Annotated in this window: 27 protein-coding genes, 1 pseudogene and 1 riboswitch; of the genes and pseudogenes, 2 read left to right on the top strand and 26 right to left on the bottom strand. The window is 63.9% G+C overall.

Features of this window, described 5'->3' with window-relative positions; all coding sequences use genetic code 11:
* The first annotated feature begins 15 nt into the window (after nucleotides 1–15).
* Nucleotides 16–1,374 (top strand): J domain-containing protein, encoded by a 1,359-nt coding sequence (locus KJB29_RS08515; RefSeq protein ID WP_215734240.1) that lies wholly within the window; start codon nucleotides 16–18, stop codon nucleotides 1,372–1,374.
* 90 nt (nucleotides 1,375–1,464) lie between these two features.
* Here the strand turns inward: KJB29_RS08515 and cobD are convergent, their stop codons facing one another.
* The 25 genes and pseudogenes from cobD to yihA form a co-directional block, all read right to left on the bottom strand.
* Nucleotides 1,465–2,601: a threonine-phosphate decarboxylase CobD gene (cobD, locus tag KJB29_RS08510; protein ID WP_215734239.1), complete on the bottom strand. Its 1,137-nt coding sequence runs from the start codon at nucleotides 2,599–2,601 to the stop codon at nucleotides 1,465–1,467.
* Nucleotides 2,598–3,554, bottom strand: a complete 957-nt coding sequence (gene cbiB / locus KJB29_RS08505; RefSeq protein ID WP_215734238.1) for an adenosylcobinamide-phosphate synthase CbiB — start codon at nucleotides 3,552–3,554, stop codon at nucleotides 2,598–2,600. The genes cobD and cbiB overlap by 4 nt, the downstream gene beginning before the upstream one ends.
* Nucleotides 3,551–5,905: a cobyric acid synthase gene (locus tag KJB29_RS08500; protein WP_215734237.1), complete on the bottom strand. Its 2,355-nt coding sequence runs from the start codon at nucleotides 5,903–5,905 to the stop codon at nucleotides 3,551–3,553. Before KJB29_RS08500 ends, cbiB begins: the two co-directional genes overlap by 4 nt.
* A 109-nt stretch (nucleotides 5,906–6,014) precedes the next feature.
* Nucleotides 6,015–7,070, bottom strand: coding sequence for a cobalt-precorrin 5A hydrolase (locus tag KJB29_RS08495; protein WP_215734236.1), 1,056 nt, complete (start codon nucleotides 7,068–7,070; stop codon nucleotides 6,015–6,017).
* Nucleotides 7,071–7,115: 45 nt separating this feature from the next.
* Nucleotides 7,116–7,892, bottom strand: a complete 777-nt coding sequence (gene cobM / locus KJB29_RS08490; RefSeq protein WP_215734235.1) for a precorrin-4 C(11)-methyltransferase — start codon at nucleotides 7,890–7,892, stop codon at nucleotides 7,116–7,118.
* Between the two features lie 9 nt (nucleotides 7,893–7,901).
* Entirely contained in the window at nucleotides 7,902–8,606 is a 705-nt protein-coding gene (gene cobI / locus KJB29_RS08485; protein ID WP_215734234.1) for a precorrin-2 C(20)-methyltransferase, read from the bottom strand.
* Complete coding sequence (cbiE, locus tag KJB29_RS08480) at nucleotides 8,603–9,820, bottom strand: precorrin-6y C5,15-methyltransferase (decarboxylating) subunit CbiE (protein WP_215734233.1); 1,218 nt, start codon at nucleotides 9,818–9,820, stop codon at nucleotides 8,603–8,605. The genes cobI and cbiE overlap by 4 nt, the downstream gene beginning before the upstream one ends.
* A gap of 16 nt (nucleotides 9,821–9,836) precedes the next feature.
* Entirely contained in the window at nucleotides 9,837–10,187 is a 351-nt protein-coding gene (locus KJB29_RS08475) for a HepT-like ribonuclease domain-containing protein (RefSeq protein WP_004513849.1), read from the bottom strand.
* On the bottom strand, nucleotides 10,174–10,491 hold the full coding sequence (locus KJB29_RS08470) for a nucleotidyltransferase family protein (RefSeq protein ID WP_215734232.1): 318 nt from the start codon (nucleotides 10,489–10,491) through the stop codon (nucleotides 10,174–10,176). Before KJB29_RS08470 ends, KJB29_RS08475 begins: the two co-directional genes overlap by 14 nt.
* Nucleotides 10,492–10,527: 36 nt before the next feature.
* Nucleotides 10,528–11,637 (bottom strand): cobalt-precorrin-5B (C(1))-methyltransferase, encoded by a 1,110-nt coding sequence (locus KJB29_RS08465; RefSeq protein WP_215734231.1) that lies wholly within the window; start codon nucleotides 11,635–11,637, stop codon nucleotides 10,528–10,530.
* 24 nt (nucleotides 11,638–11,661) lie between these two features.
* Nucleotides 11,662–12,306: a precorrin-8X methylmutase gene (locus tag KJB29_RS08460; protein ID WP_215734230.1), complete on the bottom strand. Its 645-nt coding sequence runs from the start codon at nucleotides 12,304–12,306 to the stop codon at nucleotides 11,662–11,664.
* Complete coding sequence (locus tag KJB29_RS08455; RefSeq protein ID WP_215734229.1) at nucleotides 12,306–12,689, bottom strand: sirohydrochlorin chelatase; 384 nt, start codon at nucleotides 12,687–12,689, stop codon at nucleotides 12,306–12,308. The genes KJB29_RS08460 and KJB29_RS08455 overlap by 1 nt, the downstream gene beginning before the upstream one ends.
* On the bottom strand, nucleotides 12,686–13,540 hold the full coding sequence (locus KJB29_RS08450; protein ID WP_215734228.1) for an energy-coupling factor ABC transporter ATP-binding protein: 855 nt from the start codon (nucleotides 13,538–13,540) through the stop codon (nucleotides 12,686–12,688). The genes KJB29_RS08455 and KJB29_RS08450 overlap by 4 nt, the downstream gene beginning before the upstream one ends.
* Nucleotides 13,531–14,283 carry a cobalt ECF transporter T component CbiQ gene (gene cbiQ / locus KJB29_RS08445; protein ID WP_215734227.1) on the bottom strand — a complete coding sequence of 251 codons (753 nt, stop codon included), beginning with the start codon at nucleotides 14,281–14,283 and terminating at the stop codon, nucleotides 13,531–13,533. The genes KJB29_RS08450 and cbiQ overlap by 10 nt, the downstream gene beginning before the upstream one ends.
* Before the next feature lie 2 nt (nucleotides 14,284–14,285).
* Nucleotides 14,286–14,504 (bottom strand): annotated as a pseudogene (locus KJB29_RS19690) (cobalt transporter); the annotation flags it as partial.
* A gap of 59 nt (nucleotides 14,505–14,563) precedes the next feature.
* Nucleotides 14,564–15,295 (bottom strand): energy-coupling factor ABC transporter permease, encoded by a 732-nt coding sequence (locus KJB29_RS08440; protein WP_343213551.1) that lies wholly within the window; start codon nucleotides 15,293–15,295, stop codon nucleotides 14,564–14,566.
* The gene (gene brnA, locus KJB29_RS08435; protein WP_215734226.1) at nucleotides 15,292–15,516 is read right to left on the bottom strand and encodes a type II toxin-antitoxin system BrnA family antitoxin; all 225 of its coding nucleotides are present in this window, start codon (nucleotides 15,514–15,516) and stop codon (nucleotides 15,292–15,294) included. Before brnA ends, KJB29_RS08440 begins: the two co-directional genes overlap by 4 nt.
* Nucleotides 15,506–15,766, bottom strand: a complete 261-nt coding sequence (locus KJB29_RS08430; protein WP_215734225.1) for a BrnT family toxin — start codon at nucleotides 15,764–15,766, stop codon at nucleotides 15,506–15,508. The genes brnA and KJB29_RS08430 overlap by 11 nt, the downstream gene beginning before the upstream one ends.
* A 48-nt stretch (nucleotides 15,767–15,814) precedes the next feature.
* Nucleotides 15,815–17,122, bottom strand: a complete 1,308-nt coding sequence (thiC, locus tag KJB29_RS08425; RefSeq protein ID WP_215734224.1) for a phosphomethylpyrimidine synthase ThiC — start codon at nucleotides 17,120–17,122, stop codon at nucleotides 15,815–15,817.
* Entirely contained in the window at nucleotides 17,119–18,507 is a 1,389-nt protein-coding gene (locus tag KJB29_RS08420) for a cobyrinic acid a,c-diamide synthase CobB (RefSeq protein ID WP_215734223.1), read from the bottom strand. The genes thiC and KJB29_RS08420 overlap by 4 nt, the downstream gene beginning before the upstream one ends.
* A 4-nt stretch (nucleotides 18,508–18,511) precedes the next feature.
* Entirely contained in the window at nucleotides 18,512–19,117 is a 606-nt protein-coding gene (gene cobC / locus KJB29_RS08415) for an alpha-ribazole phosphatase (protein WP_004513838.1), read from the bottom strand.
* A 10-nt stretch (nucleotides 19,118–19,127) separates the two neighbouring features.
* The gene (gene cobS / locus KJB29_RS08410; protein ID WP_246560969.1) at nucleotides 19,128–19,928 is read right to left on the bottom strand and encodes an adenosylcobinamide-GDP ribazoletransferase; all 801 of its coding nucleotides are present in this window, start codon (nucleotides 19,926–19,928) and stop codon (nucleotides 19,128–19,130) included.
* 61 nt (nucleotides 19,929–19,989) lie between these two features.
* Nucleotides 19,990–21,051, bottom strand: a complete 1,062-nt coding sequence (gene cobT, locus KJB29_RS08405; RefSeq protein WP_215734222.1) for a nicotinate-nucleotide--dimethylbenzimidazole phosphoribosyltransferase — start codon at nucleotides 21,049–21,051, stop codon at nucleotides 19,990–19,992.
* 82 nt (nucleotides 21,052–21,133) lie between these two features.
* Entirely contained in the window at nucleotides 21,134–21,652 is a 519-nt protein-coding gene (gene cobU / locus KJB29_RS08400; RefSeq protein ID WP_215734221.1) for a bifunctional adenosylcobinamide kinase/adenosylcobinamide-phosphate guanylyltransferase, read from the bottom strand.
* A gap of 92 nt (nucleotides 21,653–21,744) precedes the next feature.
* Nucleotides 21,745–21,949: riboswitch (cobalamin riboswitch) on the bottom strand.
* Between the two features lie 63 nt (nucleotides 21,950–22,012).
* Nucleotides 22,013–22,627 (bottom strand): ribosome biogenesis GTP-binding protein YihA/YsxC, encoded by a 615-nt coding sequence (gene yihA, locus KJB29_RS08395; RefSeq protein ID WP_215734220.1) that lies wholly within the window; start codon nucleotides 22,625–22,627, stop codon nucleotides 22,013–22,015.
* Nucleotides 22,628–22,783: 156 nt separating this feature from the next.
* On the opposite strand from yihA, the gene KJB29_RS08390 reads away from it, so the two are divergent.
* Nucleotides 22,784–23,638: an HDOD domain-containing protein gene (locus tag KJB29_RS08390; RefSeq protein ID WP_215734219.1), complete on the top strand. Its 855-nt coding sequence runs from the start codon at nucleotides 22,784–22,786 to the stop codon at nucleotides 23,636–23,638.
* A gap of 189 nt (nucleotides 23,639–23,827) precedes the next feature.
* On the opposite strand, the gene KJB29_RS08385 is transcribed toward KJB29_RS08390, so the two are convergent.
* Nucleotides 23,828–24,202, bottom strand: a complete 375-nt coding sequence (locus KJB29_RS08385) for a flagellar protein FlaG (protein ID WP_215734218.1) — start codon at nucleotides 24,200–24,202, stop codon at nucleotides 23,828–23,830.
* Nucleotides 24,203–24,354 lie beyond the last annotated feature (152 nt).

Here is a 24,354-nt window from a genome sequence, read left to right as displayed (position 1 = left end):
ACGTTCCAGGTTTTCATGAAATCAGGATACAAACGGACACCAACTGCGGATGAGCAGGAGCTTGAACGCAAGCGGCGGGAGTTTCACGCCCTGGAGCGGCGTCTGGCACGGCTCGAACACGACCTGGAGGATCTTCGGGAGGAGATCCGGGAGTTCGAGAAGCTCTACTCCGTGCAGATGGCAGACCGGATCCGGGAACTGGACCAGCTGCGGCAGGAGCTTGCTAGGGTCCGCTCTGGGGCCGCCGCCAGAAGCCGAACGGGGGATGGAGACGAGCGGCGGCACTACGGTTTTCAGGATGACGAACCGGAACTTGAGGATATCCCCCGGGTAAAACCGGGCATCGCGCCAACGGTGAAAAACGAGGGAATCCGCAACGTCTACCGCCGGGTGGCCAAAGCGATCCACCCCGACTTCGCCGAGTCCGACGAGGACCGCAGGCGCCGCCAGAAGCTCATGGCCGAGGCAAACCGGGCCTACGCCGAAGAGGACCGGGTCACCCTCCAGGCAATCCTGGAAGAGTGGCAACTCTCCCCCGAAGCGGCCGTGGCCGTCGGCACCGCCGGCGAGCTTGCCCTGGTCATCCGGCGCATCGGCCGGGTGGTGGAGCGGATCAGGGGAGTGGAGCTGGAGATGGCCCGGCTCCGGAACACCGATCTCTACCGCCTGATCCAGCGTGTACAGGACGCCCGGTGGCGGGGGCACGACATCATCGCCGAGATGGCGTCGAGGCTTGACGCCGAGATTCTCGCCTCCTGCAGAACCCTCAACGAGTTGGGCCGCGGACGCCATGCCGATGATGCCCCCCAGGCCGCTCAAACACCACCGTCACCGCCGGCGGGCACCTTCCGCACCGTCCGGTTTCCCGCCGACCGTCCCCTCGGAGCCCTCTTCGTTCGCGAACGGAATTCGGGGAGCTTCCTCGACTGGAAGCGCCTCGGCGAAGCACTCGGCGCCGTGGCCGTGCCGGCGGGAAAGGGACTGCGGCTCGATGTGCGGGAAGGGGCCGTGGCCGACCTGGACCTCCTCGGCACCCTCCAGGCCGACGACCTCCAGGCCTGCTTCCTCTACGGCATCGCCGACGAAGACCTGACCCACATCCTGCGGCTCACGGGTATAAGAGAACTCTACCTGTCGGGCGAAGGAATAACCAGCGAGGGGATAGTCCATCTCCTGGAGTTGAAAAACCTCGAACGAATCTACCTCTACGACACCCTGGTCACCGACGCCGGGCTCACCTCCCTCAGATACCTGCCGCGGCTCCGCTCCCTCACGATCAGCAACGCCCCGGTCACCGACGGGGGGCTCGACCGCCTGCGGCTGGCGCTCCCCGGCTGCCGGGTGGTGATCCTCCAGAGCGGCAAGCGGGGCTAAGACTCCCCTCTCGCTTAATAACACAGAGCAACAGAGCAACAGAGAAAGCAACTCGTCAAGCCCACAGGGTACTGTAACTATTGCTCCAGGTTATTCATTCTCAAAGATTTTTCTCAGTTGCTCAGTTGCTCTGTGTTTTCGAGTGATATCCACAGCAAAAACCCTCCCCAACAATTCCAGAAGCCTTCTATTCTCCTCTGTCCCCCGCACGGCAACCCGGAAGAACCGCTCCGAAAGCCCCCGGAAGGAGGAGCAGTCCCGGATGAGAACCCGCTCGGCGAGAAGCCGCGTGGCCAGCTCCGGGGCCGTGGGTCCGGCGTCAATCCGCACCAGGAGGTAGTTGGCGGCGGAAGGATAGACCGCAAGCCCCGGCAGTCTGGCGATGCCGGCGGAAAGCCACTCCCGCTCCGTCTCCACGAGGGCGCGGGTCCGGGCCGGGTACTCCCCGTCAGCCAGACAGGCGAGGCCGGCGGCCTGGGCCAGGGTGTTGACGCTCCAGGGCTCCCGCAGAGCGGAGAGCCGGGCGATTACCTCCTCGCTCCCCATGGCGTAGCCGAGTCGGAGCCCCGGAATGGCGTAGAACTTGGTCATGGAGCGGAGTACCACAGCCCCTTCCCCTGCGACCACCAGGTCCGTGGACGACTCCTCCTCGCAAAAGTCGATGAACGCCTCATCGAGAACGAGGAAGGTACCGTGGCGGCGGCAGAGGCTGACGACCTCAACGATGACCTCGCGGGGGATAAGCACCCCTGTCGGATTGCCGGGATTGGCGAGAAAGAGGAGATCGCACCCCTTCGCCAGACGCTGGTCGAGAGCCTCCAGGTGAAGGGTAAAGCAATCGGCGGGGGAGAGGTCCAGATAGTCGATCTCCCAGCCGGCCCGGGAGAGCCCCTTGGCATACTCGGAGAAGGGGGGGGCGACGATGAGGCCGCGTCTGCCGCCGACGAGCCGGGGAACCAGATAAATCAGTTCCGTGGAGCCATTGGCAACGCAGATATTATCGGGAAGAAGATGGTGGCGGCGGGCCAGGGCATCCCGCAGTTCCGTGGCCCCGCTGTCGGGGTAGTGGACGAGCCGGTCAAAGGCGGCCGTCACCGCTCCGCGTGCCTCCTCCGGGGGGCCGAGGGGGTTGATGCTCGCCGAGAAGTCGAGGATCTCATCGGGGGAAACGCCCAATTGACGGGCAACAGAGAAGATCGTGCCGCCGTGGTCGAAGGTTTCTTTCATGGAGTAATGATACCTCGCAGCGCAAAGGCTCCCCAGGCCAGCAGAAGGAGCCCCTCGGCGCCGTACATGAGCCGCACGGCACCCTGCCAGGCCGTGGCGTCGAGGGGGTTGAGGGGATCGCCGATGGTGGGCTTCGCCACCGGCTTGCCGAAATAGATGTTGGTCCCCCCCAGTTGCACGCCGAGGGCGCCGGCGGCGGCCGCCTCGGGGATGCCGCTATTGGGGGATGAGTGGTTGCGGCCGTCCCGAAGCATCATCCGCCAGGCATTGATGCCCAACAGCCCCACGAGGGGGGCAACGAGGGACATGAGGAGCCCCGTGAGCCTGGCCGGGATCAGGTTGGCCAGATCGTCGCACCGGGCCGAGGCCCAGCCGAAGAGAAGGTATCGCTCGTTTTTGTACCCCACCATGGAATCGAGGGTGTTGACCGCCTTGTAGGCCAGGGCCAGGGGCGTCCCGCCAACCATGAGGAAGAGGAGCGGGGCGATGACTCCGTCGGAAGTGTTCTCAGCCACGGTCTCCACGGCGCCGCGCCAGACCTCCGGCTCGGAAAGTCCAGCAGTGTCCCGTCCCACGATAAAGGAGAGATACCGCCGGGCCTCCGGCAGGTCGCCCCGTACCAGGGCGTCGGCCACCCGCTTCGATTCCCCGTGGAGGGACCGGGCCGCCAGACAGGTCCACCCGAGGAGAGCCGACACAACGACTCCAGCGAGCGGGTGGACGAGAGAAGCTCCCCGCACCGCCCCCCAGGCGACGCCGGCGGAGATGCCAACGGTCAGCAGGAGGAGAAGCACCCCGCCGGCACGCTCGTTGGTCACGAACCGCCGCAGGAACTTTTCCAGGGCCGCGATCAGCTTACCGATGGCCACCACCGGATGGGGGAACCAGCGGGGGTCACCAAACAGAAGATCGAGCAGGACCGCAGCCAAAACGACCGCGCCGGCCTCGGTCACCGGGCAAGCCCGCAGACGGCCAGGAGCCGCTCCATGTCCAGGTGCTTCTCCAGGTGGGCCGCCAGGAGATCAAAGGGGTCGTCCTGCGCTTCCGCCGCGGGGCGCTCAACAAGCCCCTTGGCCCGCCGGAGTTTATTGAGGAAGGCGGACCGGAAGCCGGCGTTGTCGAAAATGCCGTGGAGGTAGGTGCCGAAGACCCGGCCGTCGCAGGAGACTGCGCCGTCCAGCACCTCCACCATGCGCCCCGACCGCTCCGTGGCCCGGGCAAAGGGGCGGACGCTGGGGCCGAGGATCGTTTCCCCCATGTGAATTTCGTACCCCTCCAGTTCCCCCCGGCAGCGGGGAGCCACCTGGTACCCTGCCGGCAGCAGCTCCGCCCGGGCCTGGTGGGTGGTCTTCTTTTCCAGCATCACCGTCACCACGTCCAGAAGACCCAGCCCTTCGGCCTCCCGGATCCTCGACTCCACGGCGTGGGGGTCGGAGACCCGCTTTCCCAGCATCTGGTAGCCGCCGCAGATGCCCACGATGGGCCCCTGGAAGGCCCGGATCGCCTCGAAGAGCCCCCGCTCCATGAGGAAGTAGAGGTCGGTGGTGGTCGCCTTGCTCCCGGGGATAATGAGGAGATCGAGCCCCCGGAGCTGGTCCGCCCCTTCCACGTAGGTAAGACGCACGTCGGGTTCCGCTTCCAAGGCGTCGAAGTCGGTGTAGTTGGAGATCCGCGGCAGCTTCACCACCCCGATTTTGATCTTTTCCCCCGGCCCCCGGTCCCCGGTCCCCGATCCCCGTTTTTCCAGGGCGACGCTGTCCTCCTCGGGGATGCGGAAACCGCTGAAGCAGGGGACCACCCCCAGAACCGGCACGCCGGTCCGCTTCTCCACGAACTTGATTCCCGGCGTGAGAAGCGAGGCATCTCCCCGGAACTTGTTGATGACGATGCCGGCTATCCGCTCCCGCTCGGCCGGCTCCAGAAGCTCCAGGGTCCCAATAATCTGGGCGAAGACCCCGCCCCGGTCGATGTCGGCCACGAGGATAGCCCGGCATCCGGCCATCTCGGCCACCTTCAGGTTGGCGATGTCGTGGGCTTTCAGGTTGATCTCGGCGATGCTTCCGGCCCCCTCGATGACCACGACATCGTGGGCCGAGGAGAGGCGGTCAAAACTTTCCCGTACCCGCTCGAAAGCCATGGGTTTATAGGCGTGGTACTCCCGCACCGACATGTTCCCCACCACCTCACCCGCGACGATGACCTGACTTCCCGTATCGGAGGAAGGTTTCAGAAGGATCGGGTTCATGTCGGTATGGGGAGGGATACCGCAGGCCGCCGCCTGTACCGCCTGGGCCCGGCCGATCTCCCCTCCCTCGGGGGTGACCGCCGAGTTGAGGGCCATGTTCTGGGACTTGAAAGGGGCCACCCGAAGGCCCCGGTTCTTGAGGATGCGGCAGATGCCGGCCGTGAGGACCGATTTGCCCACATCGGAGGCCGTACCGACCACCATCAGGGACCGGGGACCGGGGACCGGGGACCGGGAATTCAAAACCCGAGACGGGGAATCCGCAATATGCTCATCTGCTGAGTTTTTTTGTTTTTCCCCGGTCCCCGGTCCCTGGTCCCTGGTCCCTGCCTTATAGCCGCGCGGCGTCACCATCCGCCCCGCCGGGTCGACGAAAGTGGCAGAGTTCCCCACGATGACCAGGGAGAACATATCGATGGGGTGGTCGAGCATCCTTCCGAGGGTGGTGACGATCCGCTCCTCCCCCTCCCGCAAGGCGTTGCGGACGATCCCCACCGGGGTATCGGCCGGCCGGGCAGACAGGAGGATCTGCCGGGCCTCCTCGATCTGCTGCACCCGCCCCTTGCTCCGGGGGTTGTAGAGGGCTACGACGAAATCGGCCGTAGCGGCGGCCACAAGCCGCCGTTCGATGAGGTCCCACGGGGTCAGGAGATCCGAGAGGGAGATGACGGTGAAATCATGCATAAGGGGAGCGCCGAGGACCGCTGCAGCCGCCTGCACGGCCGAAACGCCGGGAACCACCACGATCTCGGGGGGGGCGACCAACTCCGCCGCCAGCTCCAGGGCGAGCCCCGCCATGCCGTAGATGCCGGCGTCGCCGCTGGAGACCAGGGCCACCGTCTTCCCCGAGGCGGCCAGGTCCAAGGCTTCGCGGCAGCGCTCCACCTCCTTCATCATGCCGGAGGAGACAATCTCCTTGCCGGCGATGAGAGGGGCGATCAGGTCCAGGTAGGTCTTGTACCCCACCACCGCATCGGCGGCGTCAAGGGCCTCGTTGGCCTGGAAGGTCATATGGTCGAGGTCGCCGGGACCGATGCCGACGACGTAGAGCTTGGACATGGTTAACCTCAAATGAAGGAGTCAGGAGTCAGAATACAGAAGTAGCCATCATGAAAAGACCGTGCTTTTCTTCTGAATTCTGGCTTCTGAATTCTGGATTCTTGATAGCTTACGGTATTTCAGCGATGGCGAGCGTCACGTTGCCGCTCTTGATCTTTTTCAGCAGGAGCCGCCCGCCGCTGGATGCCAGCACTGCGGCCGGTTCGGCAACGCCGGTGGCGCCAATGGCCTCCAGGGCATGGGCCGAAGGGGGTGACGGCACGGCAACACCGTTCAGCTCCCCGCTCTCGAAAAAACGAAGGGGGAGGCCGTGCTCCCGGGCAAAGGCCAGAAGCCCTGCCTCCTCCTGTTTGGCCACGGCGCTCCCGATGCAAGCGACGCTCTTCAGGGAGAGGAAGAGGCGCTTCATCTGGGCGTCCACCACCGCTGCTATTTCCTCGGCCCCGGTGCCGCTGTTGCAGCCGATGCCGAGGGCCAGGTTGCGGGGGCGCAGGATGAGGAGGCTGTCCGCCTGGGCCTGGGGGGGGAGCCGTCGGTTGGTGACGAAGACAAAACCCTTGGCGCCGCTCTGGAGGGCCTCCACAAAGGTATCGTGGAAGGTGAGTCGCGCCGTGCCGTGGAAGGCGGTCCGCACCCGGTCGGTGGGGTCCACCACGGCGATCTCCTCCCCCTCAAGAATGAGCGCGTTCAGGGTCTTTACCCGGCAGAGGTCGTCGATGGCCCACCCCTCCTCCTTGGCCAGCATATCAAAGGAAGGGAGATTGTTGGCGTCGGTGGCGGTGGTAATCACCTCCCGGGCGCCGGTCACGAAAGCACAGCGGCAGGCGAGCTCGTTGGCCCCCCCCAGGTGCCCCGAGAGAAGAGAGACGGCGAATTTGCCGGCATCGTCCATCACCACCACCGCCGGGTCCAGATCCTTGGCAACCAGGTGGGGTGCCACCATCCGGACCACGATTCCCGTGGCCATGATAAAGACAAAACCGTCGAAGGCAGGCCAGAGTTCCGCCACCAGTCCCTTGAGCTCCCCCGCAAAGGGAACGGCCCCCGTCCCTGCTTGCCCGGCGAATTTCTGCAGGACGTAGAGCTCCGCGCTTCCGAGCCCGTCCCGCAGCTGCGTGCCGAGCCGGGCGCCGTTGCGGGTTATGGCGATGATGGCGATGCGCAAAACATGCCTCCTTTGCCACAGAGGACACCGAGGTCACAGAGAAAACTAGGTAACGATCCCCTTGCGGAACTTGTGGGAAAATCCCTTGTCGTACAGGAGCGATTTGCTCTTGAGCCCTTCCCGGCGGGCCTTCAGCACATCCCCCACGAGGATGATGGCCTGCTTGCCGATACCGGCGTCCCGGACCTTTCCGGCGATGTCGGCCAGGGTCCCCTCCACCACGTGCTCGTCGGGCCACGACGCCCTGGACACCACCGCTACCGGAGTGGCCGGAGTGTAGGCCCCCTGCAGGAGCTCCGCCACCACCTGCTCCACCATGGAGATCGACAGGTAGATGACGAGCGTTGCCCCGATCCTGGCGATTTCGGTCAGCTTCTCCCGCTCCGGCACCGGGGTCCGCCCCGCAAGGCGCGTGATGATGACGGTCTGGGAGACTTCAGGGAGAGTCAGTTCCTGCCTGAGGGCCGCTGCGGCGGCAAAGGCGCTCGTCACCCCAGGGACAACGGCATAGGCAATACCGAGCCGGTCCAGCTCCGCCATCTGCTCCTGAATGGCTCCGTAGATGGATGGATCACCGGTGTGGAGCCGCACGGCCCGCTTCCCGTCCGCCACCGCCTGGCCCAGGACCGCCGTGGTCTCCTCCAGGGTCATGGAGGCGGAGTCGTAAACCTCAGCATCGGCGGCGTAGGTGCGGACCAGCTCCCGATCCACGAGGCTTCCGGCATAGACCACCACATCCGCCTCCCGCAGGAGCCGGGCACCCTTTACAGTTATAAGTTCGGCATCGCCGGGACCGGCGCCGATGAAATGGACGATGGTCACTAAGGGCTCCTACTTTTTCACAATCAGCAGCGACAGGTAATCGAGCTTCTCCCCCACGAGCCGCTCCAAGTCGAAGATCACCTCTTCGTCGGCGGAACCGACCCGGCGGACAAATACCCCCTTCCGCTCCAGCCCCAGCTCCTTCAACAGGGCGTAAATCCGGTCGAAGACCCGGTTCACCTTCATGAGGATGACGGTATCGAAGTCGGCGAAGGTCCTGCGCAGTTCGTCGTCCTCGTAGGTGGTGGGGAGGATGGCGATCCGCTCGGCGGCCATCCCCAGGGGGACGCCGGCAGCGGCAGCGGCGGCGTTGATGCTGGATATCCCCGGCACGATCTCGACAGGGATATCCGGGTAGCGCTCTTGAAAGATACGATAGAGGTAGAGGAAGGTGGAGTAGAGGAACGGGTCGCCGATGGTGATGAAGGCCACGTCCCTCCCCGCCCGCACCCGCGCGGCCACCTGGGCGGCCGCCTCGTCCCAGAACGCTTCAAGCCCCTCCTGGTCCTTGCGCATGGGAAAGACCTGGGGAAGCACCTCCTGGCGGGAGGGGTCGATGAGGTCCTCCACGATGGAGAGGGCGTAGCTGGCCGCATCGGCCGCGCCGGTGGGGGCGCAGATGACGGCGGCCGAACGGATGATCCGCTCGGCCTTTCTCGTCAGGAGCTCGGGGTCGCCGGGGCCGACGCCGACGGCATAAATCTTAGCGGTCATTCGTCACTCTTCCAGGCGGTGATGATATAGACAGGATTGTGGGACTCGAACATCTTGTACTCGGTGAGCCCCTTGGTTTTGGCCACATTGATGCAGGCCACCTCCACCGTGTAGCCGTGGTCCTCCAGGAACTCCACGGCCTTGGTGAGGGTGTCGAGGGTCACGGCATTGAGAACGATGACCCCCTCGGATTTGAGGCGCCGGTCCACGGCATCAATGATCTCCTCCAGCATGCCGCCGGAACCGCCGATGAAGACCCGGTCCGGGTCCGGGAGATCGTCGAGCCCCTCGGGGGCGAAGGCCTCCACGAGGGTCACGTTGCGGGCCACGAACTTTTTCAGGTTATCGCGGATGAAGCCGAGGTACTGGGGATTCCTCTCCAGGGCGAAGATCCGGCCGTTGGGCATGAGATTCGATGCTTCGATGGAGACGGAAGCGCTCCCGGCGCCGATGTCCCACATAACGAGGTCATCCTGGAGCCGAAGCTTCGACAGGGTCACGGCCCGTACCTCCTGCTTGGTGATGAGCTTCTTGGCGGTGGCGAACTCGTCATCGTCGATGCCGATGACCGGGTACTGGGCCAGCTGGGGTTCCCACGCCTTGATGAGAATGAGGATGTTCAGCTCCGCCGCCGGCAGCTCCAGGAGCCCCTTCACGTCGGTCCTGGTGAACTTCTCGCCGGGGAGCCCCAGGTTCTCGCAGAGCCACGCCTCGTACCCCTCGGCACCCCGGGCGATGAGCTCCCGGGCGATGGCCGCCGGGGAGTTGGTCTTGTCGGTGAGGACCGCCACCTTCTCGGCGGCCACGATCCGGTCCACGGCCCCCTTGAGCCCCCGGCCGTGGACCGAGACGAAGATGGCGTCGTCCCACGGCTCCTTGATCTGGGCAAAGGCGTACTGGACGCTCGTCACGTTGGGGAAGATCTCGATCCGCTCCTTGGGGAGGTTGCGGAGCAGGAACCGGGCGATGCCGAAAAAGTTCGGGTCGCCGGAACCGAGGACCACGGTCCGCTTGTCGGTGCTCCTGAGCTGCTCCAGGAGGATGGAGAGGTCGCCCAGTTCCTGTTTCTTCCCGGTGAAGTCGGAGAAGATATCCAGGTGCCGCTTGTGGCCGACGAGAACCTCAGCCTTGCCGATGACCTCCAGGGCCTTGGCGCCGAACCCTTCCCACCCTTCGATGCCTGCGCCGACAAGGTAGATTTTCTGGTGAGGCATGGGGGAACCTCCTTTATTAACCATCCAATCGTTGTGATTTCAGGAGCAGTTCGAGCTGCTCGAGGAGCCCGGGCATGGCACCCGTCACGACATTCCAGACTTCATCCGGGTCCACATGATCGTAGGCGTGGATCAGAATATCCCGCATGCCGGCGATCTTGCGCCAGGGGACATGGGGATGGTCATTTCGGAACTCCTCCGAGAGTCGCTTCGTCGCCTCCCCCATGACCTCGATCTGGCGTATGACGGCGGACTGGACCATCAGATTCGAATCGAAATTATTCTTGGCGATTCCAGCCAGGAAACTCCGGGCCAAACGAGCGGCTTCGATGATGTCAACGAGCGAAGCCAGGTCACGCGGCTTCATAGAAGATCTCCGCCGACTCAAGTATGGCCTTGCGTCGCAGTTCATTCCGACTCCGCTCTATCCCCTTGCGGCTCACGAGATCCACGCTCCGGCCGAAGATCGTTTGGAGCTCGTCCTGCATATCCACATGGTCGAGCAAGGTCCAAGCAGCATCAGGGGCAAAGGAAATCAGCACGTCAACATCGCTGTCAGGCCGGAAATCGTCGCGGAGCACCGAGCCGAAAAGTGAAAACTCCGTGATCTTCCACCGCTGGCAGAATTCTATGATTCTGTCTCGCGGGATATGGATACGAGGCTCTGTCATGACATTCTCCCCGACGAAGGTTTCCATGCCGAAATTTTACCCGAAATATAGCACCGTTGAATCGTACCCTGCCAGCAAAACCTTGATGTCGAGGGAAGGGGCCAGGCGCCGGGCCGCATCACGGGCCCGGGTACAGACGAGCTCCATGAAGAGCGAGTCGTTACCCGACTCCTCCAGCACCTGGCGGGCGGTGTTGTACCGGGACCAGGGGCCGAGGACCGGGGACCGGGAACCCAATTCGTGAAGCCACTCCGCCAGCATTTGCAGATCCAGCTCCGAGGAGGAGACGTGGGTCTGCTCGTGGCCGCAGGCAATCTTGAGGAGCTTGGCGAACTGCCCCACCAGGATAACGTGACGCACCCCCTTGCGGGCGCAGGCCCGGAGCGCGTACCCCACGTGGTCCCCCATCATCACATAGGCCTCTTCGGGCAAGGTTTTCCCGGTCCCCGGTCCCCGGTCCCCGATCCCGGCCTTTATAGCCACCAACTCGCTGGTCCTCCCCGTGGAGAGGACAATCGTTTCGCAGCCGCAGGCCCGGGCCACGTCCAGGGCAGCATCGAGGGTATCGGTCCAGGCCTTGGTGGAGATGGGGCGCACGATGCCGGTGGTGCCGAGGATGGAGAGCCCCCCCACGATGCCGAGGCGGGCATTGAGGGTCTTCTTCGCCAGTTCCTCGCCGTTGGGGATGGAGATGGTGACGTGGAGAACCTGGGGAAGGCAGACGACGGAGAACTCTTTCTTCACCCCCTCGGTGATCATCCGCATCGGCACCGGGTTGATGGCCGGATTCCCCACCCCCACCCCGAGCCCCGGTTTGGTCACCGTGCCGACCCCCTTCCCGCCGTCCACGAAGACCATGGTCCGGGCGCCGGAGCGGTTCAGGGACTCACGCCGGACCCGGGCATGGATCTCGGCGCCGTTGGTCACGTCGGGGTCGTCCCCCGCGTCCTTCACCACGAAGCAGGAGGCAGCGCTGTCATCAAATTCCTGGCCATGGAGGCGGAAAGCGACCCGCTCTCCTGTGGGAAGGACGAGCTCCACCTCCTCCACGGGACGCTGCTCCCGAAGCATCCGGGCTGCCCCCTTGGCGGCGGCGGCGGCACAGGCGCCGGTGGTGTAACCGTGACGGAGTGGTTTCGTGTTCATGGAACGTGGCCGGCAGGAGTCACCCTACCCCGCCTCCTCCGCCAGGATCAGGAGCGCATTCACCACGGCAGCGGCCACGTTGGACCCCCCCTTGCGCCCCCGGTTGGTGATGAAGGGGATGTCGGGAAACTCATCCTCCAGGGCCAGAAGGGCCTCCTTGCTCTCTGCGGCCCCCACGAACCCCACCGGCAGCCCCACGATCAGCGCCGGCCGCACCCCTTCCTCGCGGATGAGACGCAACAGCTCGAAGAGGGCCGTAGGAGCGTTGCCGATGACAAAGATGCCGTTCCCTCCGTCTGCCGCACCCCTGCGCATGGCCACAATAGAACGGGTAATGCCGAGCGCCTTCGCCTCCCGGGCCACCTCCGGGTCGGCCACGAAGCAGGCGGCATCGATGCCGAAACGCTCGAGCCGCGGCTTGGCAATCCCCGCCAGGGCCATGGTGGTGTCGGTGACAATCCCCACCCCCTTCCGCAGTGCCACCACAGCGCGGTCCACGGCCCGGGGGGAGAAGACCATGGTGCGGACGTAGTCGAAATCGGCGCTCGTGTGGATCGCCCGCCGCACCACCGGCCACTCGGCAGGCCCCCAGGGATGGGTTCCCACTTCTTCATCGATGAGGCGGAACGATTCGGCCTCGATCTCCTCGGGGGCGAGGTGGACCGACATCAGCGCCACCCCGTGGCGGTAAGGGCCTCGGCGATCCGCTCCACTTCCACCTCGGCAAGCTTGCGGTGAACACCAAGGTGCGGCCCCATGGCGAATTCGACTTTGGGGTAGCGCTCCCGGGCCTGGGCCATCTCCTCGGGAAGGTCCTCCTGGACGTGGGCCCCCACGAAGAGGAAGTAGGGCATCAGCAGCACCCGCCTCGCCCCTTTCGCCACGCAGGCGTCGATCCCCTCCTGGATGTTGGGGAGGTGCTGCTCCCGGAACGACACCTCCACGATGTCGTAGCCGGTCATCTCCTTCACCATGGCGGCGATCTCCCGCACGGCGTCGTTGGCCTCGGCAATGCGGCTCCCGTGGGCCATCAGCAAGATTGCGGTTTTCATGAACTGCTCCTTTTCATTTCCATTACTTCGACAATCTCCCGCCGCGCCTCGCCAATGGTGAGGGGAAGCCGCCGGAAGGGAAGGCCGTCCTCATGCTTCAGCCGGTGGATCAGCTCGGCGATGTGGGGAAGCCGCAGCTTGACGCTTTCCAGTTCGGCTGGTGCGGTGAAGACCTCCTCGGGAGGACCGCTCCGGACGATCTTCCCCCGGCTCAGGATGTGGAGCCGGTGGAGGAAGAGGGGGACCAGGTCCACCGAGTGGGTCGCCATGACGACGGTCACCCCCTGGTCGCGATTGAGCCGAGTCAGGAGTTCCATCATCCGGTACTCCCCCATGGGATCGAGGCCGGCGGTGGGCTCGTCCATGAGGAGCACCTCATGCCCCATGGCCAGGAGCCCGGCGATGCAGACCCGCTTCTTCTGGCCGTAGCTGAGGGCGTGGATATTCTTGCCGGCCAGCTCCCCCATTTCCACCGCGGCCAGAGCCTCCTCCACCCGCCCCTTAACCTCCGCCTCCCCAAACCCCATGTTGCGGGGGCCGAAGGCCACGTCCTCGAAGACCGTGTGGGCAAAGAGCTGGTCATCGGGATTCTGGAACACGAGCCCCACGGTCCGGTAGATATCCCGGGGATGGAGCTTCCGCACGTCCCGGCCGTCCAGGAGCACCTGACCGTCATACTCTTTGACGAGGCCGTCCATGAGCCTGAGGAGGGTCGTCTTCCCCGAGCCGTTGGAGCCGAGGATACCGCAGAACTCTCCCCGCCCCACCTCCAGCCGGATGTCGGACAGGGCCCGGGTGCCGTCGGGGTAGGTGAAGGCCCGGATATCCACGGAGAGGCGCGCTAGAGCCACCGCAGCATCCCCATGGCCGCCACGAAGAGAACCGATGCAGTCACCTCTTCGGCCCTGAAAGGGCGGTGCTTCAAAAGGGGAAGGTTCCCGTCGTACCCCCGCTGCACCATGGCGGTGGTGATGGTCTGGCTCGTGTCAAAGGCCTTGATGACCAGAGTGCCGGCCAGCATCCCGAAGGAGCGCAACCCCCGCCGGAAGCCGGCATAGCCAAGGCGGTTCCGCTGGGCAGCGTAGACCACCTGGGCGTCGTCGAAGAGGACGAAGAGGTAGCGCCAGGCAAAGAGGGCCACGTCGATGAGTCCCTGGGGAACCCGCAGCCATGAGAGCGCCGCCATGAGGTCGGTAAAGGGGGTGGCGAACCCAACCGCCGCCACAACCGCCACGGCACCCGCGATCCGGGCCGCGATGGCGCCCCCCTCGGCGAGGCCGTCACGGTGGGCCACGATCTCCAGGCCGAAGGGATGGACGCTGAACAGGGGCTCGGTGCCACTGAAGAAGGTCTTGAGGATGAGCACCACCGCCGCGATGAAAAGGGGCTCGGCAAACCGCACGAAGATCAGCCGCGCCGGTACTCCCAGCCAGAGGCAGAGTGCAAGGCCCAGGGCCGCCGCCAGGAGCGGAAAGGCGAACCCCGTGCAGCTGACCACCATCACGAGAAGCGCCAGGGCCGAAACGAGCTTCACGCGGGGGTCGAGCAGGGTGACGGGATTTGGGGTCGATACGGGGTGCGAGAGTCGGTGCATGGTTATGGTTCTCCCCGCTTCGAACCGTTCCCCTTTTCCGTGACGAGCATCCGCCACCAGTATCCCGCCGCGAATCCCCCAACGGCACCGGCTGCCAGGAAAACGAAAAGCAGAAGGTCACCCTGGTCGGTATTAATGAGGGGGGCATGGGCTCTCCGCCCCTGCTCCCTGGCGATTTTTTCCACCACTGTCTCGTCGACCCCCGACCACTTGTCGCCGGCGGCCGCCCAGCCGCCCAACACTACACCACACCAGAGTACCGCAACCAGCAAAAAAATTCTCACGCCGCCACCTCTTCGGCCCGGAGCACCCGCATCTTCACCAGCAGGTCGGGCCGCTTGCGGGAGAGGAGCACCACCATGCCGGCGGTCATGGCCCCTTCGAGAATCCCCAGGGGAAGCTGGGTCGGGATAAAGGCCACGGCAATCTTCAGGAAGAGGGGGATAAAGGGCTCACTCCCCCGGATGCCGGCAGCCAGTTCCCCTGATGTGGCGAGGTAGGTGGCCCAGTCGGCCGCAAGCCCCGCAGCGAACCCTGCAACCGCAAGACTTCCTCCCAGGCGGCGCATCCCCCGGAACACGAACCAGCCGGCAAAGGAGCCCACCACCCCCATGGAGACAATGTCGGCCCCCAGGGTCGACAGCCCCCCGTGGGCCAGGAGGAGCGCCTGAATGAGGAGTGCCACCGCGGCGATGACCACCGACACGAAGGGTCCCACCAGGATGGCCGAGATACCGGTACCGCAGGGGTGGGAACAGGTGCCGGCGCTGGGGACCGGGATCGGCATGCAGGAGATGATAAAGACCACCGCCGCCATGAGCCCCACCAGCGGCTTCATGGAGAGGTCGTCCCGGGAAAGCTCGTTGAGCCGCCTGAGCCCCACCGCCAGGAACGGCGCCGCCACCGCGAACCAGAGGAGCGCCCAGTTGAAGGGGAGGATTCCCTCGGAGATGTGCATGGCATGGGCGGGAGAGGCCAGCAAAATGATCAGGAGTACGATGGCACGAATCATGATGCCTTTTTCAGGCGTTCCGCCACCCATACCTTGATTATGGATTGCCGGGGCACGCCGAGCCGCTTTGCTTCCTTGTCCAGCTCATGGATCATCCAGAGGGGAAAATCCACGTTCACCCGTTTCTGCTCCTGCTCGGGCCGACGCGCCCGCGACAGATCGAGGTATTGCATGACGTCTTCGCCATCCTCGAATTTCTTTTCAAATTCCTTAGCCTTCATAAATGGCTACCTCCTCGCTCCGCGAACGGCGAACCGAGATAATGCGGACCTTCTCGCCCCGATAAGTAATGACCCCGGACCAGTGTTTGCCGTTGGCGATGCCTATGATCAGAAATCGAGGCTCGTCCGTTGTTTTGGCGGGGATTTCGATCAAATCGGGGTCATCCCAGAGGATCTGGGCCTCGACAAAATCGATCCCGTGCTTCTGCTTGTTGATCGCGCTTTTTTCCGGATCGAACTCGAAATTCATGACACCAATTTTATACCTTTTTTATACCTTGCACAACCAAGTCGCCGCTCAGATCTTATCCCCCCGAAGATCCGCCGCAAAGAGCTTCCCCGCCCCCCGGGAGGCGCAGAAGTCGCCGCACATGGTGCAGGTGGCCTCGTCCTCGGGGGTGCGGCTGGCACGGATGGCTTTGGCATCCTCCGGGAAGAGGGCCAGCTCGAACTGCTTCTGCCAATCCAGGTCGCGGCGGGCCTTGGACATCTCTTTGTCCCGCTCCCGGCCCCGCTCCGGGTACTTGTTCATGTCGCCGATGTAGGCGGCGATCTTCGCCGCCTTCACCCCCTGGCGGACATCCTCCTCGTTGGGGAGGGCCAGGTGCTCGGCCGGGGTGATGTAACAGATGAGGTCGGCGCCGTAGCGGGAGGACTGGGCCGCGCCGATGGCGGCGGTGATGTGGTCGAAGCCGGGAGCCACGTCGGTGGATATGGGGCCCAGCATGTAGTAGGGGGCGCCGCCGCTCATCCGCTTCTGGAGCTGGATATTCCCCTTCACCTCGTCGAGCGGCACGTGCCCCGGCCCCTCCACGAGCATCTGGCACCCCATCTCGCGCCCCAATTCCGCCAGCTCGCAGTTGATAAGGAGTTCCTGAATCTGGGCCCGGTCCGAGGAGTCGTGGATGGCGCCGGCCCGAAGGCCGTTCCCCAGGGAGAGGACCGTGTCGTATTTCCTGAGAATCGAAGTTACCCGGTCGAATTGCTCGTAGAGGGGATTTTCCCGCCTGTTGGCCATCATCCAGGCCACCATGCTGACCCCCCCCTTGGAGACGAGGCCGCCGTAGCGGTACCCCTGCCGCTTCAGGCGCTCGATGGTATAGAGGTTGATGCCGCAGTGGACCGCCATGAAGGCCATGCCGTCCTCGCACTGCTTTTCGATCAGGTCGAAGAGCATCTCCGGATCCAGTTTATTGGGATCACCGTACTTGCGGGCCGCCTCGCAGAAGGCCTGGTAGAGGGGGACGTTCCCCACGGGGAGATCCACGGCGGCGATCACCTCCCGCCGCACCCGGTCCAGATCACCGCCAACGGAGAGCTCCATGAGGGTGTCGGCCCCGGACTCCTGGGCAGCCCGGGCTTTGCGCACCTCAGCCTCGTAATCGATGATGTCGGAGGAGGTGCCGATGGAGGCGTTCACCTTGGTGCGAAGCCCTTTGCCGATGCCAATGGCCCGGGGTTTGCGGTTGTGGTTCCCGGGGATCACAATCTTCCCCTCGGCAACCATCTGCCGAACATAGTCGGGGGAAACATGCTCTTCGGCTGCCACGGCCATCATCTGGGAAGAAATGGTGCCCTCACGGGCGATCTCGATCTGGGTTTTCACGAATGGCTCCTTTGTGCGTAGTTTCGGCAATGGTTCACGAACGCCTCCGCCATATCCGGGCAACTCCCGAAGTGGATATGGACGTAGGAGGCAAGACAGTTCCGGTGGCGATACCCTTCCGTTCCCAGGTCGATGCCGGCCCGGCGCACCCGGTAGAGGCGCTCCACCTCGGGGGGCATCGCCTCCATCTCCGAGTAGTGGAACTCGTGCCCCCGGGCCATGGTGCCAACGGGGCCGATGATGGAGTCTGCGGCAAGCTCCACCTCCCGATACCCCAGGGCCTTGCGGCGGGGGAGCATCAGGGTGGCGACGGGGAAGATGCCGACAAATTCGTTGAACGATTCCAGATCATCCCGCATGCCAGTCACCCCCCGGGAAAGGTAGATGAACCCGCCGCACTCGGCATAGACCGGCATCCCCCCGACCACCGCCCCGCGCACCGCATCCTTCATGGGAGTGTTGTCTGCCAGAACGTCGGCGAAAACCTCCGGATACCCGCCGGGAAGGTAGAGCCCCGCAACCCCTTCGGGAAGTTCCCTGTCGGCCAGGGGAGAGAACTCCACCAGCTCCGCGCCGGCCTCACGCAGGAGCCGCAGATTGTCCTCGTAGACGAAGCAGAAGGCGGCATCGCGGGCAACGCCGATCCGGACCGGTTCCCGGTGCGGCGCATCCTGCCGCCTCTTTACATCAGACGCCCCCTGAAGGGTGGCCACGCTCCAGAGCATCCCCAGATCCACATGCTCCCGGACCACCTCCACGAGGTGATCGAGAAACTCCGCCGGGAGGGGGTTCTCATCTACGGTGAAGAGCCCCAGGTGCCGCGAGGGGATGGAGAGGCTCTCGTCGCGGGGGATGCACCCCAAAACCCGTACGTCGGGGAAATGGCTTTCCACGGCCTCCCGCAGGATGCGGCCGTGGGCATCGCTCGCCACGTTATTGAAGATGACCCCCACAACCCTCACCTCGGGGTCGAAATCGGCAAACCCCTTCACCAGGGCGGCGACGCTGCGGGCCTGCCCCTTGGCGTCCGCCACAAGGACCACCGGCCCCCCCAGGAGCTTCGCCACCTCCGCGGTGCTCCCCTCGTCCGACACGCCGCCGATGCCGTCAAAGAGCCCCATGACCCCCTCGACGACGGCGATGTCGGCGCCGGCGGCGTGGTGAAAGAAGGTCTCCTGCACGAAGTCGCCTCCGCACATCCAGCCGTCCAGGTTGACGGAGGGACGGCCGCAGATGAGGCGGTGATAACCGGGATCGATGAAGTCGGGCCCCACCTTGAAGGGGGCCACCGTGAGTCCGCGCCGCTTCAGGCACTCCATGATGCCGAGGGTGATGGTCGTCTTGCCCGACCCGCTGTGGGGCGCTGCGATGATGATTGATTTCATGACGTCAGCCGTTCACCAGCTTCACGACGGTGTTGCCGTCGGCGAAGTAGTCGATAATGTTCAGGCAACAGTAGGTCTGCTCGATGGCGAAAAGGCTCGAAAGGGGGGCGCCGATGGCGTTCAGGAGGATGATCCGGTTCACCCCGCCGTGGGCCACCACGAGGACTTCCTCACCCCGGTGGCGCTCCACGATGTCATTGATGACCGGCATCACCCGGCCGTGCACGTCGAGGACACTTTCCCCCTGGGGGACCCGGTAGTTGACGATGTCGTCGAGCCGGGCCTGCCACTCTGCAGGGTACTGTTCCATAAGCTCGGGCCAGCTCTTGCCCTCCCAGATCCCCACCCCCATCTCCCGCAGCTCCGGTTTCCGCACCGGGGTGAGACCCAGGTGGGAGCCGAGCACCTCGGCCCCCCAGGCACAGCGCCGGAGATCGCTCGTATAGAGGGCCGTTATGGGGGCGTCCGCAAAGCGCTCCTTGATGGCGTGGTACTGGCTCCGCCCCCGCTCCGAGAGGGCCACGTCGGTATGGCCGTTATAACGGCGCACCGGCCCGGCCCCTTCAACTTCGCCGTGGCGGATGAGATGAATCCGTGTTTTTGGTGTCATGTCGCTTTCCTTACATCTTCTGCATGCCCACAATAATCAGCAGGCAGATAATTTCGTTCAACTCACTGGCACAGCCGATGACATCGCCGGTCACCCCGCCGAGGCGCCGGTGGGACCAGGCCTTTGTCCCGGCCGTGAAGAGGGAGAGGACCGCCCAGCAACCGATCCCCTTCATGCCGAGAAGAAAATACGTCGCAGCAAGAGTTATGGCCCCAGCCACCAGAAGCTGTGTCACACCGGCCCCGGCGATGCAGGCGGCGCCGAGGCCGTCCTCCCGTGCCCGCCGGGAGCCGACGGTCATCTGCACCTGGGCGAAGCGGGCCACGGCCGGGAAGAAGAAGAGTGCCTGGCGCTTCACCTCGGGGGAAAGGGCCAGAAGGGCCTGGTACTTGAGGAGAAGCCCCAGCACGAGCCCCACCACCCCCACGGCGCCAATGCGCGAATCCTTCATCACCGCCAGGAAACGTTCCCGGCTCCCCCGGGCAGCCAGACCGTCGCAGACATCGGCGAGCCCGTCGTGGTGGAGCGCCCCGGTCATGGCCGCCAGGAGCGCCACCAGGAGGAGGTCCTCAACCGGGCGGGGCAGAAACTCCGCCAGGAGAAAGTCAGCCCCGGCCAGGAGCCCCCCGATGGTGAGCCCAGCCAGGGGAAAGAATGCCATGGAGCGCCCCAGGTCGTTCTCCTCCCAGCGGAGGGTGAACGGCAGGGGGATGATGGTCAGGAACTGGAAGGCGATGAAGAAAAGGCGGGGACTGGGGACCGGGGACCGGGGACCGGTAAAAAACCTCTTCTGCTCCTGCGACTTCAGCATATTCATATTCCTGATCCCGTTCATCGGTTGGATAAAGGTTTCCCCAGTCCCTGGTCCCCGGTTACTGGTCCTGGCCTTTTTCCACGCCGGCCTCCGCGAAGGTGGCCATCTCTTTCAGAATCTTGACTCCCGCTTCGATGAGCCCCATGGCCAGAGCCGCTCCGGTCCCCTCGCCGAGGCGCAGGTGCAGATCGAGGATCGGTTCCGCGCCGATCCGCTCCAGCATGAACCGGTGGCCGATCTCCACCGACTCGTGGGCCGCGAAAATGTACTCCTTCACTGTGGGGCAAAGCTCGCAGGCGATGAGGGCGCCGGCCGTGGAGATGAAGCCGTCCACCACCACCGGAATCCGATTGGCGGCGCAGCCGAGGACAAGGCCGGCGATACCGGCGATCTCCACCCCCCCCACCTTGGCGAGGACGTCGATGGGGTCCTTCGGGTCGGGGCGGTTCACGGCAAGGGCCTGCTCGATGATCGTGACCTTCTTCGCCAGTGCCGCGTCATTGATGCCGGTTCCCCGGTGAGTCACGTCGGCGACGGTTTTCCCGGAGAAGGCGGCGATGATGGCCGATGCCGCCGTCGTGTTGCCGATTCCCATCTCCCCGGTACCCGCCATGGCAACTCCGTCGGCCTTGCAGCCGCAAGCCAGTTCGATCCCCGCTTCCAGGGCCGTCACGGCCTCCTCCCGGGTCATGGCCGGCCCCTTCGCCATGTTGCGGGTACCGCGGGCCACCTTGCGGCCGATGAGGCCGGGGGTGTCGCCGAAATCATGATCGATCCCCATGTCCACCACGAGGACATCAGCACCCACGTGGTTGGCAAGCACGTTGATCCCGGCCCCTCCCTTGAGGAAGTTGAAGACCATCTGGACCGTCACCTCCTTCGGGAAGGCGGAAACTCCCTCCTCCACCACCCCGTGGTCGGCGGCGAAGGTGAAGATCGCTTTCTTCGCCGTGGAGGGGTCCAGGCTCCCGCTAATGGCCACGGTGCGCCGGGCGAACTCCTCAAGGCGGCCGAGGGAGCCGATGGGCTTGGTCTTGTTGTCGAGCCGCGCCTGGGCCTGGGCCATGAGGCCGGCGTCCACGGGACGGATATTTGACAGGGTTTCGGTCAACAGGGTCATAGAGTACCTCTTTTCAAGATTATTCGTAGGGGCGCCGCTCGCCGCGCCCTTCTTCAACCACACAAGCAGCGCCCCTACACGTTCACTTCAATCTCAACGGCAGTCCGCTGAAGGTTACGTAAACCTCGCCGGCCGCGGCGGCGATCATCTCGTTGGCCTCTCCGGCCAAGTCCCGGAACTGGCGGGCAAGCCGGTTCTCGGGAACAATCCCCATCCCCACCTCATTGGAGACGAGGACCAGCGGGGTCGTGAGCTGGGGGAAAAGCGACGTCAATTCTTTGACTCTCACCACACACCGGGCAGGATCGTCGCAGGCAAGAAGGAGATTCGTGAGCCAGAGGGTCACACAGTCCACGAGGATGGCGCCGAAGCGGCCGTCGTTCTCCCGGAGGACGCCGGCAAGATCAAGCGGCTCTTCGATGGTGGTCCAGGCGTCACCCCGCCGCTGCCGGTGGCGGGCAATCCGCTCCGCCATCTCCCCGTCGCCGGCGGTTCCGGTGGCCAGGTAGCCCAGGGGGACACCGAACCCCCCCGCGATGCGCTCGGCCAGCCGGCTCTTGCCGCTGCGGGCTCCCCCGGTTATGAAAATCACTGGCGCCATAAATAAAAAACCCCGCCTCCTGAAGGAATGCGGGGTCCAAAAACCGGTGAAAAGCCGAACGCCGGGCCTCGGAGCCTCTTCCACGGAGGTCCTGCAAAGCTGACAGTCAGGCAGGTTTCCTGGCTCACGGATCACTTTACTCGCCGCGCCTTCCCGGGGTTTCATCATGGAAACCAGATCAGTGGCATCGTTGCGGCTTTCATCACCGTTCACAGTTGCGGGACAGCAAGGGAGTCACACCCTTTTCCCTTTTACCTTCTGCCATGCGGCAAAAGCACCTGAACGTAAAATGTATTTTGTTGTACCGCTAGTTCTAGCAGAGGGGGCGACTGAATGTCAACGGCTGAAACGGAGTGCCATTCACTCACCCGACTCCTCCGCCTCCTCCTGGCCGGCGGCCAGCAGCGCCTCGATCCGCGCCCACACCTCGTCGCGCCCCTCCTTGGAGAGGGCGGAGAAGAAGGCCATCTCGTCCCGGGCTAGCCCCAAGGTACGGGTGATGATCGCCGCCTGCTTGGCCCGCTCATTCTTGGACACCTTGTCGCATTTGGTCACCACCACAAGGACGGCGACGTTGTAGGCCCGCAGCCACTGGAGCATCAACTGATCCTCCTCCGTGGGCTCCCGGCGAATGTCGACGATGAGGACTACGCAACTCAGGTTGGGGCGGGTGGAGAGGTAGGTCTCCACCATGGGGCCCCATTCCTTCTTTACTGCCAGGGGTACCTTCGCGAACCCGTAGCCGGGCAGGTCCACCAGCATGAGCCTCTCGTTGACCCGGAAGAAGTTGATGAGCTGGGTCCGGCCGGGGGTGGAACTGGTCCTGACGAGCCCCTTGCGGTTCACGAGGACATTGATGAGTGACGATTTTCCGACATTGGAGCGACCGGCAAAGGCCACCTCCGGGAGTTCCGGCGGCGGGTAATGGGCAGGCCTGGTGCCGCTCGTGACGAATTCTGCGCTTGATACCTTCACCGTTATCTCCCTGTCAGAGCTTTGTTGATGCCGGGTACAGTCATACCATCTCGGCGGGTTCCACGCAATCGGATAGAGGTATGGGCGAGGTATTTGCAACGTGCGGGGAGAGACTTTTTTCGCCGCACATTCGCTCCACGCGACAGGTAATATACCATGAACAAAGAACTTGAAACCCTCATCATGTCCGCCGTCGACCTTCCCACGATCCCCGTAGTGGCCACCAAGGTCATCGAACTGATCGAGCAGGAAGACGTCACCATCGAAAAACTGGCCACGGCCGTCTCCTCCGACCCGGCAGTGGCTGCCCGCATCCTCAAGCTCTCCAACTCGGCCTACTACGGCTGCCAGCGCCAGATCAACACCCTCTCCGCCGCCATCATGCTCCTGGGCTTCAAGACCCTGAAGAGCCTCGTCATCGCCGCATCGCTCAAGCAGCTCAACAGGCGGTTCGGGCTCACGGAAAAGATGCTCTGGGAACACTCCGTCGGCGCGGCCCTGGCGGGAAGGGTCATTGCCACCCAGGGAAGGTTCATCAACGAGGAAACGGGCTTTCTGGTGGGGCTTTTCCACGACCTTGGCAAAACCATCATGAGTAACCGCAACCCCCAGAAGTTCCAGGGGGTGATGATGCGCTGCTACAACGAAGGAATCCCTTTCGCGGAGGCGGAGCGGAGCGTTTACCCGTACTCCCATGCCGAAGTGGGTGCGCTGGTCATCCGGAAGTGGAACTTCCCCGAGTCCCTCTCCACCGCCATCATGTACCACCATCAGTTCGGGAGCGCCCCCATCACCGACCAGTACGACCTCTTCCTCACCGCCACGGCGAGCCTGGCCAACAAGTTCTGCAAGAAACTCGGGATCGGCGACCGGGATGCCGACGACGACCTGAACCTGACCAATGCACCCGAGGCAATGCTCCTCGGCTTCACTTCCGATACAGCGGAAAAGGCATTGGCAACGTTCCAGGAAACCTTTGAGGAGAACAAGAGTTTCTTCCTGAACGATTGATGTTAATCGTCAATGGCAACAAAAAACCGCCATAGGCGGTTTTTTGACGCAAACACATATATGAAGTCAGACAAAAAACAGCCCGCTGCCTCAGCATAATCATTTCGCAAAGTTACACTTCAGACAACCAGGACGCAGCATCGCCTCAGACCGGCAATCATCAAGAAAACAAACCCTGCGTCTGGAATCCTACACTTGTTCTCTGATGATCAACCCCTTGAGCTCATCAAGGGCCTTCGCTATTTTCAAAGCCTCTTCAGACGGGATCTGCCTGATCACGTCGCCGCTCTTGCGGTCAACGACCTTCAGCACTACCCTCTCGGAATCCTTGTCAATAGTGAACTTAAGATCGCGGGTGAACGACTCGATGAATTCGTTGATCCTGTCGGCCGCCGCCTTCGCCCGCTCTTCCTGCTCAGTTGGCGACAACTCCTTCAGGGCCGTTTTCGGCAGCTCGACGGGAACTTCCTTGTTCCGTTCTTCCGCCTGGGAAGGCTTAACCGGTTCCGCCGCGGTTGCCCCACCCGGCACTACCCTGGCCACATTGGAAAATTCCACGTTCATGGGGTTCCTCCTTGACAACTGATATCCCTTATGAACCGTATCGGCCGGCCCGGCAAAATCTTGAATATTTTTTTGCCGCTCAAATCCTCTACCTTCCCGAAAAATAGTTATTTTTTCTGTAATACCCGATAAACTGTGCATATTTATCAATC

It is taken from the genome of Geobacter grbiciae, assembly GCF_018531165.1.
GTDB lineage: Bacteria > Desulfobacterota > Desulfuromonadia > Geobacterales > Geobacteraceae > Geobacter > Geobacter metallireducens.
This window is presented reverse-complemented; position numbering and strand designations above follow the sequence as displayed.